A 14,269-nucleotide genomic window follows, 5' to 3' on the forward strand; every position below is an offset into this window, starting at 1 on the left:
CCGCTATCTCGCATTGCGGAATCCTTCCCTCCGGAGCGACACATGCCTGCTGCAGTTCTTGCCTTGACCGCCGGTGCTTTCGGCATCGGCACCACCGAATTCCTCATCATGGGGCTGTTGCTGCAGGTCGCCGCCGACATGCACGTGTCGGTCTCCGCGGCGGGGCTGTTGATTTCCGGCTACGCGCTCGGCGTGTTCGTCGGCGCGCCGATTCTGACGCTGGCCACGCGGCGGATGCCGCGCAAGGCGGTGCTGCTGGCGCTGATGGCGATCTTCACGCTCGGCAACGCGGCCTGCGCGCTGGCGCCGAACTACGAACTGCTGATGGCGGCGCGCATCCTCACGTCACTGGCGCACGGCACCTTCTTCGGCGTCGGTTCGGTGGTCGCGACAAGCCTTGTGCCCGAGGACAAGCGCGCGTCGGCGATCGCCACGATGTTCATCGGGCTGACGGTCGCGACTTTGCTCGGCGTTCCCTTCGGCGCCTGGTTCGGCCTGATGCTCGGCTGGCGTGCGGCGTTCTGGGCGGTGGCCGTGATCGGCGTGATCGCTTTCGTCGTGTTGGCCGTGCTGGTCCCCGGTCATGTCGGAGCCAAGGACAAGCCGGCGCCGCTGCGCGACGAGCTCGCCGTGCTGGGCCGCCCGCAGGTCCTGCTCGGGCTTGCCATGACGGTGTTCGGCTTCGGCGGGCTATTCGCGGTCTTCACCTATGTGCAGCCGATCCTGACGCGCCTCACCGGATTTTCCGACGCCGCGGTGTCGCCGATCCTGCTGGTGTTCGGTGCCGGCCTTGCGATCGGCAATGTCGCCGGCGGACGCCTCGCCGACAAGGGAGTCGCGCGTGCGCTGCTGGTGTCGCTCGGCGCCCTTGCCGCGGTCCTCGTCGCGCTGGCGGCGGTGATCTCGATCAAGGTGTTGGCAGTCGTGCTCTTGTTCGTGCTCGGCATCGCCGCGTTCGCGACCGTCGCGCCGTTGCAGCTTCGCGTGCTCGAAGCCGCCGGCGTGGAAGGGCGGACGCTGGCCTCCAGCCTGAATATCGCGGCCTTCAATCTCGGCAACGCGCTCGGCGCCTGGGCCGGCGGCGTCACCATCGATCGTGGCTTCGGTCTCGGCGGGCTGCCGCTGGTCGCTGCCGTCATCACCGCGGTCGGGCTGCTGCTCGCACTGTGGAGCCTGCGCCTCGACCGGCCGGTCGTCCTCGCCACGCAATGCCCGGCCGAATGAATCGGATCATAGGAGTATGACGATGGAATACCGCAATCTCGGTGCGTCCGGCCTGAAGGTCCCGGTGCTCAGCTTCGGCACCGGCACCTTCGGCGGCCAGGGACCCTTGTTCTCGGCCTGGGGCCGCAGCGGCGTCGACGAAGCGCGGCGGCTGATCGACATCTGCCTCGAGGCCGGCGTCAATTTGTTCGATACCGCCGATGTCTATTCGAACGGCGCATCGGAGGGGATCCTCGGCGCCGCGCTCAAGGGCCGCCGCGACAAGGTCTTGATCTCGACCAAGACCGGTCTGCCGATGGGCGACGGCCCGCTCGATGCCGGCACGTCGCGATACCGCCTCGTCGCCGCGGTCGACGCCGCGTTGCGCCGGCTCGACACCGACTACATCGACCTCCTGCAGCTTCATGCCTTCGACGCCTTCACGCCGATCGACGAGGTGCTGTCGACCCTCGATGCGCTCGTGCGGGCCGGCAAGCTGCGCTATGTCGGCGCCTCGAATTTTTCAGGCTGGCACTTGATGAAATCGCTCGCCGTTGCCGAGCGGCACGGCTGGCCGCGCTACGTGGCGCACCAGGTCTATTATTCGCTGGTCGGCCGCGACTATGAATCCGAGCTGATGCCGCTCGCGCTCGACCAGGGCGTCGGCGCGCTGGTCTGGAGTCCGCTCGGCTGGGGTCGCCTCACCGGCAAGATCAGGCGCGGGCAGCCCTTGCCGGCGAACAGCCGACTGCACGAGACCGCGCAGTTCGGGCCGCCGGTCGACGACGAGAAGCTTTACGCGATCGTCGACGCGCTGGACGTCGTCGCCACAGAGACCGGCCGTAGCGTGCCGCAGGTTGCGATTGCCTGGCTGCTCACGCGTCCCGGCGTGTCCTCGATCATCATCGGCGCGCGCGATGAAGCGCAGCTTCGCGACAACCTCGGCGCAGTCGGATGGTCGCTTTCGGCGGACCAGATCGCGCGTCTCGACCGAGCGAGCGCAGTGATGCCGGCTTATCCGTACTACCCGTACCGTATTCAAGAAGGCTTCGCGCGGCTGAACCCGCCGCCGGTGTGAGCCGGCCGCGGGCCCGCCGGCGTCATGGTCTCACGCTTGCGCGGAATGTTTGCAGACCTGCCGGCGATATTCCGCCGGCGTGACGTTCATGTGCTGCCGGAACACGCGATTGAGGTGGCTTTGATCGGCAAAGCCGCTCAGCAGCGCGATCTCCTTCAGCGCAACGCGGTCCTTGCGCAGATGCTGGCACGCGTGCTCCACCTTGCGCCGCAGGACATAGGCATGCGGCCGCGTGCCGTAATGCACGCGGAACTTGCGGGCGAACTGGATCGGCGTGCAATTGCAGATATTCGCGAGCTCTTCCAGCGTGATGTTCCGGAAGATGTTCTGCTCGATATAGTCCTCGATCAAGCGAGCATGCGCCGGGCGAAAGCGTCCTTGCGCGCACGGCATCTTGAATTCGATCGCCGCATACTTCCGCAGGATGTGCACGCTCGCCTGCAGCGCCAGTGCGTCATAGCAGAGGCGTCCGCCCGGACCGCCTGCGGCAACCTCCTGAACCATCTGGTCGTTGATCCAGGTCAGCATCGGGTCTTCGGCCTTGAGCAGGTCGTGAAGCTCGATCGCCTCGGCGTCGCGGTCGAAGGCATCGCTCGCGGTCTTCATCATGAGCGCTGGAGCGATATAGAAATGGGTGACTTCGATGTCGTTCTTCCAGTGCCAGCTTGATGGCTCGGCGCGGGTCAGCAACGACGTGACGCCGCGACCGACGTGGTCCTGCTTCCACGCGCCGGTGACGCGGCGGTTCATCGACGTCACGCCGTCGCGATACAGTACGAGCAGGAAGTTTTCCGACGGAGGAACCCAGATATCCGATGGCTCATAGCGGAAAATCCGCAGCCGGAAGTCGCTCCTCCCGACTGAGGCGCTGTCCAGCTTCAGTTCACCGGGCGCATAGCGCGGCAGCTCTTCGACCGTGATCAATTGGCCCATCGCGCGAGCCTCCTCCGTGGAATCCGTGGCGCGGTTGACCGCTTCTTCTTGGCCGAACGTTTGAGCGCAGGATAGGCCGCTTTCGCGGTTTGCCAAGCCGACCAACGGCCGATGGCTCGATTGAGCGGCCGCGTTCCAGAGATTGTCGGTTTCATCCAAGCCGCTCGGTCGCACAATCCGTAGCCTGCTCTGCGTCTCGGCGACAACGCCAGTCGCCGAGACCCAATTGACGCAACGCACCATCACCCGGCGACACGGCGGGTATGAGCGAGTGCGAAGCAAGACAACAGGAGGAAACGATGGCCGAGACCGTCACAAGGTCGAATGGAAGCAATGGTGCGCGTGCAACGACCAGGCTCGACGCCGTGGTCGTCGGCGCCGGCGTCGCCGGTCTCTATCAATTGTTCCGCCTGCGTGAGCAGGGACTGAGTGTGAAGGCGATCGATGCCGGTTCAAGCGTCGGCGGCACCTGGTACTGGAACCGCTATCCCGGCGCCCGCTTCGATTCCGAAGGCCACACCTATCAGTACCTGTTCTCCGAAGAACTCTACAAAGGCTGGAGCTGGAGCGAGCGGTTCCCGGGCCAGCCGGAGATCGAGCGCTGGCTGAACTACGTCGCCGACCGCCTCGACCTCAGGAAGGACATCCAGTTCGGCACCACGGTGAAGAGCGCGCACTTCAACGAGGCGACGCAGCGCTGGCAGGTCGCGACCGACAAGGGCGAGGTGATCGACACCCAGTTCCTGGTCACCTGTTGCGGCATGCTCTCGGCGCCGCATGTGTCCTTCCCGGGACAGGAGACCTTCAAGGGCGAGTTGTTCCACACCGCGCGCTGGCCCAAGGGACCGATCGAGCTCGCCGGTAAACGTGTCGGCGTGGTCGGCAACGGCGCGACCGGAATCCAGGTGATCCAGTCGATTGCCGGCGAGGTCGGTCATCTCAAGGTCTTCATCCGCACCCCGCAATACATCATTCCGATGAAGAACCCGAAATGGGACGCGGCGGATGCCGAGGCCTACAAGTCGAAGTTCAAGTTCCTCACCGAACGGCTGCCGAAGACGTTCACCGGATTCGAGTTCGACTTCGAGTACGTCTGGGCTGACCTGACGCCGCAGCAGCGCCGCCAGGTGATCGAGGACTGCTGGAATGACGGATCGCTCAAACTGTGGGTTTCGTCCTTCGCCGAATTGTTCTTCGACGAAGCCATCAACGCCGAGATCACGGAGTTCGTGCGCGAAAAGATGCGCGAGCGGATCAAGGACCCCAAGCTGTGCGAGCAGCTGATTCCGTCCGACTACGGTTTCGGCACGCACCGGGTGCCGCTGGAGAGCAATTTCCTCGAGGCCTTCCACCGGCCCAATGTCGAGATCGTCAGCGTCAAGAACAATCCGATCGCCCGCATCACGCCGGAGGGCATCCAGACCGCCGACGGCACGGTGCACGCGTTCGACGTCATCATCCTGGCCACCGGCTTCGACGCCGGAACGGGGGCGTTGACGCGCATCGACATTCGCGGTCGCGAGGGTCGATCGCTGAAGGATGATTGGGGCAGGGACATCCGCACCACGATGGGCTTGCAGGTTCACGGCTATCCGAACCTGTTCACGACCGCGGTGCCGCTCGCGCCCTCGGCCGCGCTGTGCAACATGACCACCTGCCTGCAGCAGCAGGTCGAGTGGATCGCCGACTGCATCAAATATCTGCGCGGCAAGAACCTCAACGTCATCGAGCCGACCAGGGATGCCGAGGATCAGTGGGTGGCGCACCACGACGAGACCGCCAACGCAACGCTGATCGCCAAGACCAACTCCTGGTACCTCGGCTCGAATGTCGAGGGCAAGCCGCGCCGGGTGCTGTCCTATTGCGGCGGCGTCGGCACCTATCGCCAGAAATGCGACGAGGTCGCCGCGAGCGGCTATCAGGGCTTTGCCGTGCAGTAGCTCCTGATCGCGATCCGGCGCTGCGGTTTCGATGACCGCATCGCCGCTCACGATTGATCACATCACAAAGCAGAATATGGGAGGACGACAATGAGCATGAATTTTGGTGCGGCGGCAGATGCGATTCTCGACGGCGTCGTGACATCCAACCCACGCGTTCCCGGCGTCGTTGCGATGGTGACCGACCGCCATCGCAACATCTACGAAGGCGCCGCCGGCAAGCGCCGCCTCGACCAGGCCGCGGACATGACGACCGACAGCGTGTTCGCCATCTTCTCGACCACCAAGGCGATCACCGGGACGGCCGTCCTGCAACTCGTCGAGGAAGGCAAGCTCGATCTCGATGCGCCGGCCAAGACCTACGCACCCGACCTCGGCAAGCTCCGGGTCATCGAGGGTTTCGACGACAAAGGCGAACCACGGCTGCGCGCACCGAAGCGCGACATCACCACGCGTATGCTGATGGTTCACAGCGCAGGCCTGGGCTACGACTTCATCAACCACACCTACAATCGCCTCGCGCAGGAGAAGGGGCAGCCCAGCGTGATCACGGCGTCCAAGGCTTCGTTGATGACGCCGCTGCTGTTCGATCCCGGCGAGCGATGGGAATACGGCACCAACCTGGATTGGTGCGGCCAGATCGTCGAGGCGATCACGGGCCGGCGGCTCGGCGAGGTCTTCAAGACACGGATCTTCGAGCCGCTCGGAATCCAGGACACGGCATTTGAGCTCACCGACGCGATGCGCCGCCGGCTCGCCGGCATTCACGCCCGCAACGCCGACGGCTCGCTCACGCCGATGGATTTCGAGCTGCCGGCCAATCCGGAGATCCATATGGGCGGTCACGGACTCTACGGCACCATCGGCGACTACATGCGCTTCATCCGGATGTGGCTGAACGACGGCGCCGGCGAGCATGGCCGGGTCCTGAAGGCCGAAACTGCGCGGATGGCGGAGAAGAACCATCTCGGCAACAGCAAGGTCACCGCCATCACCGGCGTGATCACCTCGCTCGCCAACGACGCCGAGTTCTTCCCCGGCCAGTCGAAATCATGGGCGCTCAGCTTCATGATCAATGACGAGCAGGCTCCGACCGGCCGTCCCGCCGGCGCGCTCGGCTGGGCCGGCCTCGCCAACCTGTTCTACTGGATCGATCGCCAGAATGGTTTCGGCGGATTCTGGGCGACGCAGATCCTGCCGTTTGGTGATCCGACATCCTTCATCGGCTACATCAATCTCGAGACCGCATTCTACGAGGCCCTGAAACTGCGCAAGGCGGGCTAGAACATTTTTGAACGGCCTGGACGCAGCTTCGCGTAAAGAAAACGCGCCAAAGCAAGAAACGAGAGCGCCGTTCCGATTCCATCGGAGCGGGCTCTTGTTTCGCGGCGCGCCGCGGCTAGTTCCGCTCGATCAGCACGCCGGCTGAACCTTCGGGAACACCATGCGCATGCAGGCGCCGCCGGACGGTGCCTGATCGACCTCGATCCGGCCGCTGTGCAGACGCATGATGCTCTGCACCAGATCGAGGCCGAGGCCGGCGCCGCGTCCGCCGGGATGTAGCCGGCGGAACGGCTCGAAGATCTGCTCGCGCTCGTCGGGCGGAATGCCGTCGCCGTCGTCGCAGACCTCGATGCAACCGGCTGTCGTCACCCGAACCAGGATCGTGCCACGCCGCTGTCCATGGTCGATGGCGTTCTGCACGAGATTGGTGAGGGCACGTTCGAGTGAGGTCTGGTCGCCGCTCACCACAATCGTCCCGTCCTTCTGCTCAAAGGACATTTCATATCCTGCCGCGAAGGCGAGTGGCGCGAGGTCGAGCACGACCTGTCGGGCAACGCCGACGAGATCGACGGCGGTGAACACGTCGGTCTGCTGATCGAGCCGTTGCAGGTCCAGCAGCTGACCGGCCATGACGCTGAGGCGAGTCGCGTCCTCGAGCAGATAGGTCTTCTCCGGGCCGGCCTGCAGTGAGGCGACTCGTGTTGAAAGAATCGCGATCGGCGTCCGGAGCTCGTGTGCGGCATCGGCGAGGAAACGCCGGTGGCGCTCGTAACCCTTGTCGAGGCGTTCGAGCGCGGCGTTGATGGCCTTGACCAGCGGGGCAATCTCGACCGGCACTTCATCGAGCGGCAACTGCGCGCCGCGCTGGTCGATGTCGATGCGTTCGGCCTGCGCGGCGACTTGGCCAAGTCCCTTCATTGCCCGGCGCACCACGAATGGGGTCGCGACCAACGTCGCCAGCGTCATCAGCACGACGATCGGCAGGATCATGTTGAGGAACAGCTGCGGGGTGATCTCCAGCGCTCGCCACATCGAGAGCTCGCCGTATGTTCCGGTCAGGATCTGGATCCGTCCAGCCGACGTGTCGACCGATTTGACGAGACCACCGGGGCGCGGGGCCTCGGCGGCGTCCCATTTGAGCACGGCCTCGCTGACATGGTCGAGGGCCGATGCGATCGGTGCGAATTGCGCGGGCACGGTGCCCTCGGAGATTTGGTGGCCGTCAGCGTCGCGGATGATGAACCAGAGATCGGCGTGCTCGGCGCGCAGGGCGGCCAATTCCGGCGTCTGGCGCAGCGTCAGTCCGCCCGCTTCATCGCGGGTGATGGCGTCCCTGAGCGTATCGAGGGTGCTGCCTTGGTACTCGCCGATCAGCAGCCCTGCCCACAGCAGCCCGATCGCGGCGGCCCCGATCAGCAGGATCAGGAGGGTCAACGCAACGGCCTGCAGACCGGCGAGGCGTCCGACGAGGCGCCAGGTGAGGGATCGCGGTCGCAGCACGCTCACGGTGTCTCTCGCAGCACATAGCCGAGGCCACGAACGCCGTTGATCGTGACGCCAGCGTCGGCCTCGGTGAGCCTGCGGCGTAAACGCGACACATGACTGTCGAGTGCATTGGGCTGCACCTCGTCGTCGAGGCCGTAGACCGCCTCCATCAGCGCGGAGCGCTGCACCATGCGTCCCATCCGATGCAGCAGCGTCTCGAGCACCAGCCGCTCGCGACGCGGCATCTCCAGCGGGCGTCCGTCGACGCTGGCCTCACGATGGGTGAAGTCGAACGACAGGCGGCCGATCCGCGCAGCATGCTGCTGCACATTGGCAGGCCGGCGCAACAGCGCGCGCAACCGTGCCAGCAACTCCTCGAATGCAAACGGCTTGCCGAGATAATCGTCGGCGCCGCTGTCGAGACCCGAGACCCGGTCCGCGAGTTCACCGCGGGCAGTCAGCACCAGCACCGGCACGGTGTTGCCGCTCGCGCGCAATTTCGGAATCAGCGACAGCCCGTCGCCGTCAGGCAACTGGCGATCCAGCACGATGGCGTCGTAACTTCCCGCAGCGGCAATCGCCTCGGCTTCCAAAAGATCCGGCGCGTGATCGACCAGCATGTCGTGGCGCGCGAGTGCCGCACGCAGCGCCGCGACCATGTCCGGCTGGTCCTCCACCAACAGCACGCGCATTCGTCGTCCCTATCCCTGCATCGGTTCGTCATTCGATCCGCCGGCTTTATGCCCGATTCATTGCGGCAACCTTGCGGTTTTCTCCGCGCGAATGCGTCGCGGACCGAAATTTCGTATGCGCGCGCATTCGCGACAGGCTGACGCAAGCTTCGCATGAGACAGAGGCGTCGGTCGGAGCGGGTCGAATCGTCCCGTCACGGTCCAGCACTGCTCAACTGGCGGGAGCCTCCCACACACGGTGGTGGGCACCCACAATGTGAAAGACACGCGAATGGCCTTGTTAATGAATCCGTGGCGCCAGACCGATTGCGCGCTCATCGTGCGGGAGCTCCAGCATGTCGGCCGCTGACATCCTGCCGTTCGTCCGCGCCTGGGTGCGTAATCCGTTGCGTGTCGCCGCGGTCGCTCCGTCCGGGCCTGCTGTCTCGTCGCTCATGGCGCAGGAGATCACCGCGGACACTGGCCCCGTGCTCGAGCTTGGCCCCGGCACGGGCGTCTTCACCCGCGCGTTGCTAAAGCGCGGCGTCAGGCAGCAGGATCTGACACTGGTGGAGTACGGCTCCGAGTTCATCCCGCTGCTGCAGCGGCGCTTCCCGGGCGCGCGGGTGCTCTGGATGGACGCGGCCTGGCTGCGGAGGGAAAGTCTGTTCGACGGGGCGCCCGGTCGGTGCGGTCGTGAGCGGCCTCGGGCTTCTCATGATGCCGCCGGAGAAAGTCATAACCATCCTCCACGGCGCCTTCGGCTATCTCCGCGCCGGCGGGGCGTTTTACCAGATCACCTATGGTCCGCGTTGCCCTGTCGCAGACGCGATCCTGGATCGCCTCGATCTGCAGGCGAACTGCATCGGGCAGACGTTCCTCAACCTGCCTCCGGCATCCGTGTACCGGATCAGCCGCCGCCACTCCCACGCTTGATCGAGGCGCTATGGACACGTCGAGCACGATCGCGATGTTTCTGCACTTCGGCCTGGTGGGTATCGGCTGCCTCGCCGTCGCCGAGAAGTTCATTCCGCTGCTGCCGTCCTACGTGCTGCTGATGCTGCTCGGCCTGACGGTCTCCGACGGCACGATGCTTGCGATGACCATCCTCGCGACCAGCGCCGGGTCGGTCGTCGGTGCCATCGGCTGGTACGGGCTCGGCCGCGTGCTCGGCTCGCGGGCGCATCGAAGGGCTGGTGGCGCGCTATGGCAAGTTCGTGTTGCTGCGGCCCTCGCTCTATCGACAGCTCACCGACGCCTATCGTGGCAATCATTTCTGGGTGACGCTGATCGGTCAGACCCTGCCCACCGTGCGGATCTACCTTGCACTCCCCGCCGGTGTGCTGCGGCTGGAGCCGCGCGCCTTCGTGATGGCGACGGCGATCGGCACCGTGATCTGGAACATGCCGTTCCTCACTCTCGGCTATGCCCTGCGCGGCAGCGGCCACGATCCGGTCAGCCTCGGCTTCTGGGTGGTGGTCATCCTGGTCGCCGTGGAGGTCGCGCTCTTCCTCGGATTTCGCTTCTACAAGCGCTCGCTCGCGCCGCGCCCTCTCGGGGAGCCGCGCGTACTCCCCTCACGCTCGCCGGTGGAGGAAGGCGTATGAGAGCCCTGTTGTCCCGCCTGCGGCCCGGCTCGGATACGCTCGAGCGTGCAGCCGCGACCCTGCTGGTCCTGGCCGCGAGCTATCAGTTCGGTCACGCTGCTTCCGGCGGGCGATATCGCGCGGCCGAGTTCGCGCTGCTGGTGCTTATCGCAGGCATCTATTGGCACCGCTCGATCTTCAGGCGATGCGCCAGCCGCGATGTCACGAAGGTTCTCGCGGGATTGGCCGAGGCCATGGCGGCGGCGTTTCGGCCGGACGGCGGCAAGGCCGACTCCCAATTTGCGATGCATAGGGCAAGCGATCGCGCGGATGGGAGGCGGGTCGCGCCGCGGGATGTCGTCAAGGTCAGGAGCCTGTTCATCTCCGACGTCCATCTCGGAACCCGGGGATGCCAGGCCGAGCGGTTCATCGACTTCCTTCGTCACCATGATGCCGAAACCGTGTTCCTGGTCGGCGACATCGTCGATGGCTGGTGTCTGCGGTCCAGCTGGTACTGGCCCACGGCGCACAATGCCGTTGTGCGGGAGCTGATCGAGCTCGCGCAACGGGGCCATCGCCTGGTCTACATTCCCGGCAATCACGACGAGTTTCTGCGTGACTATGCCGGCGCGGCGTTCTGCGGCGTCGAAATTGTCGAACGGGCGATCCATCGTGGCCTCGACGGTCGCGACTACCTCGTCGTTCACGGCGATCATTTTGATCTCGTGGTGCGGCATGCGCGCTGGCTCGCGCTGATCGGCGATGTCGGGTATCGGGCCGCGCTGGCCTGCAACGTCTGGCTCAACTGGATCAGGCGCCGATTCGGTTTCGGCTATTGGTCGTTCTCGTCCTGGGCGAAATTGCGGGTCAAGAATGCGGTCAACCACATCGGCCGGTTCGAGGAGGTGCTGTCATCGGAAGCCGCGCGCAGCAACGTTCGAGGCGTGATCTGCGGCCACATCCACCACGCGGCGCTGCACGATGATTTCGGCGTCCGCTACATCAACACCGGGGATTGGGTGGAGTCGTGCACGGGCGTGGTCGAACGCTATAACGGGCAGTTTGAAATCGTCAGATGGACGGAAGCGCGGGCAGCGTTGGATAGGGCAGACCTCGCGCCGCTCACGCAGGCGGTCGCCTGATGCGCGTGCTGGTGGCAACCGACGCCTGGCGGCCGCAGATCAATGGTGTGGTCCGCTCGCTCGAATATCTCGCCAGTGAAGCGCCTTCGCTCGGCGCGGAAATCAGCTTCTTGACGCCGGTCGATTTCCGCACCGTGCCGTTGCCCGGCTATCCGGAAATCCGGCTCGCGCTGCCGACGGTCGGGCGTATCGCGCGCGCGATCGCGGCTGCGCGCCCGGACTCGGTGCACATCGCGACCGAAGGTCCGATCGGCTGGATCAGCCGGCATGTCTGCCGGACACGCGGCTATCCGTTCACGACCAGCTATCACACGCGCTTTCCCGAATATCTCGCCGCGCGGCTGCCGGTCCCGCTGCGGTGGAGCTATGCGGCGTTGCGCCGTTTCCATAATGGTGGAGACGGCATCATGGTTGGCTCGCCGTCGCTCGAGCAGGCGTTGAAGGCGCATGGCTTTCCGCAAATTGATGCCATGGTCGCGCGGCGTCGACGCCGAGCTGTTTTGCCCCCGTACGGAGCGGCCGCTCGCCTTCCCGGCACCGGTGTTCCTCTATGTCGGCCGCGTTGCGGTCGAGAAGAACCTCGACGCCTTTCTCGGTCTCGACCTGCCGGGCTCGAAAGTCGTGGTCGGGGACGGGCCGCTCCGCAGCAGTTTGCAGACCCGGTTTCCGCACGTCCATTTTCTCGGCACGCGGACGGGCCGGGCGCTCGCCGATGTCTATGCGTCCGCTGACGTCATGGTGTTTCCAAGTCTGACCGATACGTTCGGGATGGTGATCCTCGAGGCGCTGGCCAGCGGCCTGCCGGTTGCGGCCTTTCCGGTGATGGGACCGCTCGACGTGATCGGCAAGTCGGGCTGCGGTTGCCTCGATCACGATCTGCGTCGCGCGGCGCTCGGTGCGCTGCTGGTGCCGCGCGAGAAATGCCGCGCCCACGCCCTGACCTTCACCTGGCAGGAAAGCGTGCGTCAGTTCCTCGACAATATCGGGCGGGCGCACGCCTCACCGACGCGCGCGGCAGCTGCGGGCTGACCAGAGCATTTTCGGTTCTGATTGAATCAGAACCGAAGCTCCAGATTCTTGTTTTGACGCGTTTTCTTCACGCGAACCGGTGTCCACTTCGCTCGAAAACGCTCTAGCTGCCGAGCAGCTCGGTGATCAGCCCGGCTGCCTTGATCCCGGTCCCGCTGATGATGACGACGGTGCGCTCTGCCGGCCGGATCGCGCCGCGCGCCGCCAGGACGTCGAGTGCGGCGGCGGCCGAGGCCGAGGTCGGCTCGACGAACAGGCCGGTACTCGCCAGCCGCTTCAATGCGGCGACGATGCCGTCTTCGGGAATTGCGACGGTGCCGCCGCCGCTCTCCTTCAGCGCCGCGATCATTTGCTTCAGGCGCAGCGGATGCTTGATCGCGGTGCCTTCGGCGATGGTCTTGCGGACCGCGCGATCGACCGGCGTGTCGACGCCGGCGACGAAGCTGGCATCGACCGGCGAGCAATTGAGTGGTTGTGCGGCAAAGAGGCGCGGCAGCCGCGCGATCTGTCCGGCCGCGAGCAGCTCCTTGAAGCCGATATAGCAGCCGAGCAGGCTGCTGCCGGCACCAACCGGCATGATGACATTGTCGGGCGCTGTGAAGCCAAAGTCTTCCCAGATCTCGTAGCCCAGCGACTTGGTGCCTTGCAGGAAGAACGGCTGCCAGTTGTGGCTGGAGTAGAAGATCTGCTTCGACTGGCGGATCGCCTCCGCCTCGGACTCCTCGCGCGGGCCTTCGACCAGCTGCACCTCGGCGCCGAAGGCGTGCATCTGCGCCACCTTCATCGGCGATGTCGTCGCCGGCGCAAGGATCCTGACCCGCATGCCGCCCGCCGCGCCATAGGCCGAGACCGACGCGCCGCCATTGCCGGAGCTGTCCTCCAGCACCGCGTCGACGCCGAGCTGGCGCAGGAACGACAGCATCACCGTGGTGCCGCGATCCTTGAAACTTGCGGTCGGATTGAACCATTCGAGCTTGAAATGCGGCCGCAGATCGCCCCACGCCTTTTCGACCGCAGGCGTGCAGCCTTCACCCATCGTGATCGGCTGCTTGATCTCGACCGGCAGCGCCGCGCGATAGCGCCACAGCGAGCGCGTCCCGCGATCGACCTCGTCGCGGGAGATGCCGGGCAGCGCTGTGACGAGCAGCGGCTTGCCCTCGTCGGAGCACCAGCGCGGGACATCCAGCGGATAGAGCTTGCCGTTGAGCGGGTCGATGTAGCTGGGTGATGGCATCTCGGTTCGGTCCTCAAGGGGCGCGCCGGCCGGACAAGTCGCGACCGAGCACGAAAGCCGGCAAGGTCGCAAGGCTGTCACGAACCATGGTCGGGGCGGGCGCCCCTTCCGGCAGGTTCATTGCGGCCCGATTATGCCACCAAGTTGGCAGATGCACACGTGCCGTGCCGAACAGATCATAGGCTGACCCCCGCGACGAACAGGCATCGATTGGCCGGAACCGGCAGTTCATCGAGCGCGAGCTGATAGGGTTGCGGCTGCGGCTTGTAATAGCCGGCGCGCTCGGCCGTCACGAACACCGTGAAGGGAACGCCGATGCGATCGGCGGCGATGCGGCCGAGCCGCTCCGAGCAGTTGGTCACGACGCCGAGCGCGACGCCGGCGCCGTGCAGCGTTTGCAGAACATCAAAAACCTCGGGCCAGGGATCGAGCTCCGCATAGCGTGCGCCAAGCTCCGCAGCCCGTTCGAACGGCAGCCCGACATTGCGCGCCGCCTCCCCCACCAGATCCTCATAGGGACGATAGCGTCCGGTGGCGTAGGTGTTCTTGAGATACTCGGCCCGCCAGCGCAGCCCTGCTTCATCGGAGCCCGCGACCTTGTTCCAGAGCGTCCAGCTGTCGAGCAGCGCCGTCAGCAGATCGAACAGAATGGCGTCATAGGCTCGGGTCATCGGCTGCCCTCCG

The 14,269-nt window shown here is 65.5% G+C and carries 11 protein-coding genes and 2 pseudogenes; 8 read left to right on the forward strand and 5 right to left on the reverse strand.

Features of this window, described 5'->3' with window-relative positions; all coding sequences use genetic code 11:
- The first annotated feature begins 42 nt into the window (after positions 1 to 42).
- Together ACVWW1_RS31950 and ACVWW1_RS31955 are read left to right on the forward strand one after the other, a co-directional pair.
- Positions 43 to 1,224: an MFS transporter gene (locus ACVWW1_RS31950; protein WP_456658607.1), complete on the forward strand. Its 1,182-nt coding sequence runs from the start codon at positions 43 to 45 to the stop codon at positions 1,222 to 1,224.
- Positions 1,225 to 1,246: 22 nt separating this feature from the next.
- Positions 1,247 to 2,281, forward strand: coding sequence for an aldo/keto reductase (locus tag ACVWW1_RS31955; RefSeq protein WP_456658608.1), 1,035 nt, complete (start codon positions 1,247 to 1,249; stop codon positions 2,279 to 2,281).
- Positions 2,282 to 2,311: 30 nt separating this feature from the next.
- Here the strand turns inward: ACVWW1_RS31955 and ACVWW1_RS31960 are convergent, their stop codons facing one another.
- The gene (locus tag ACVWW1_RS31960; protein ID WP_176534312.1) at positions 2,312 to 3,214 is read right to left on the reverse strand and encodes a helix-turn-helix transcriptional regulator; all 903 of its coding nucleotides are present in this window, start codon (positions 3,212 to 3,214) and stop codon (positions 2,312 to 2,314) included.
- Positions 3,215 to 3,513: 299 nt separating this feature from the next.
- Here ACVWW1_RS31960 and ACVWW1_RS31965 point away from each other — a divergent pair, with 299 nt between their 5' ends.
- Positions 3,514 to 5,154 carry a flavin-containing monooxygenase gene (locus ACVWW1_RS31965; RefSeq protein ID WP_456658609.1) on the forward strand — a complete coding sequence of 547 codons (1,641 nt, stop codon included), beginning with the start codon at positions 3,514 to 3,516 and terminating at the stop codon, positions 5,152 to 5,154.
- Between the two features lie 90 nt (positions 5,155 to 5,244).
- Positions 5,245 to 6,438 carry a serine hydrolase domain-containing protein gene (locus tag ACVWW1_RS31970; RefSeq protein ID WP_456658610.1) on the forward strand — a complete coding sequence of 398 codons (1,194 nt, stop codon included), beginning with the start codon at positions 5,245 to 5,247 and terminating at the stop codon, positions 6,436 to 6,438.
- A gap of 129 nt (positions 6,439 to 6,567) precedes the next feature.
- Here ACVWW1_RS31970 and ACVWW1_RS31975 read toward each other — a convergent pair whose 3' ends face one another.
- Positions 6,568 to 7,935, reverse strand: coding sequence for a sensor histidine kinase (locus tag ACVWW1_RS31975; protein WP_456660722.1), 1,368 nt, complete (start codon positions 7,933 to 7,935; stop codon positions 6,568 to 6,570).
- A gap of 5 nt (positions 7,936 to 7,940) precedes the next feature.
- Positions 7,941 to 8,615 (reverse strand): response regulator transcription factor, encoded by a 675-nt coding sequence (locus tag ACVWW1_RS31980; protein WP_456658611.1) that lies wholly within the window; start codon positions 8,613 to 8,615, stop codon positions 7,941 to 7,943.
- Between the two features lie 335 nt (positions 8,616 to 8,950).
- On the opposite strand from ACVWW1_RS31980, the pseudogene ACVWW1_RS31985 reads away from it, so the two are divergent.
- From ACVWW1_RS31985 to ACVWW1_RS32000, 4 genes and pseudogenes are all read left to right on the forward strand, one after another.
- A pseudogene (locus ACVWW1_RS31985) lies at positions 8,951 to 9,530 on the forward strand (class I SAM-dependent methyltransferase).
- 260 nt (positions 9,531 to 9,790) lie between these two features.
- On the forward strand, positions 9,791 to 10,201 hold the full coding sequence (locus ACVWW1_RS31990; RefSeq protein WP_456658612.1) for a DedA family protein: 411 nt from the start codon (positions 9,791 to 9,793) through the stop codon (positions 10,199 to 10,201).
- On the forward strand, positions 10,198 to 11,322 hold the full coding sequence (locus ACVWW1_RS31995; RefSeq protein ID WP_456658613.1) for a UDP-2,3-diacylglucosamine diphosphatase: 1,125 nt from the start codon (positions 10,198 to 10,200) through the stop codon (positions 11,320 to 11,322). Before ACVWW1_RS31990 ends, ACVWW1_RS31995 begins: the two co-directional genes overlap by 4 nt.
- Positions 11,322 to 12,351: pseudogene (locus tag ACVWW1_RS32000) on the forward strand (glycosyltransferase family 4 protein). The gene ACVWW1_RS31995 and the pseudogene ACVWW1_RS32000 overlap by 1 nt, the downstream one beginning before the upstream one ends.
- 103 nt (positions 12,352 to 12,454) lie before the next feature.
- Here the strand turns inward: ACVWW1_RS32000 and ACVWW1_RS32005 are convergent.
- Complete coding sequence (locus tag ACVWW1_RS32005) at positions 12,455 to 13,585, reverse strand: threonine synthase (RefSeq protein ID WP_456658614.1); 1,131 nt, start codon at positions 13,583 to 13,585, stop codon at positions 12,455 to 12,457.
- Between the two features lie 176 nt (positions 13,586 to 13,761).
- A complete protein-coding gene (locus ACVWW1_RS32010) occupies positions 13,762 to 14,256 on the reverse strand; it encodes an HAD-IA family hydrolase (protein WP_456658615.1) in 495 nt (164 codons plus the stop codon).
- Positions 14,257 to 14,269: the final 13 nt, after the last annotated feature.

Source organism: Bradyrhizobium sp. JR3.5 (assembly GCF_054057015.1).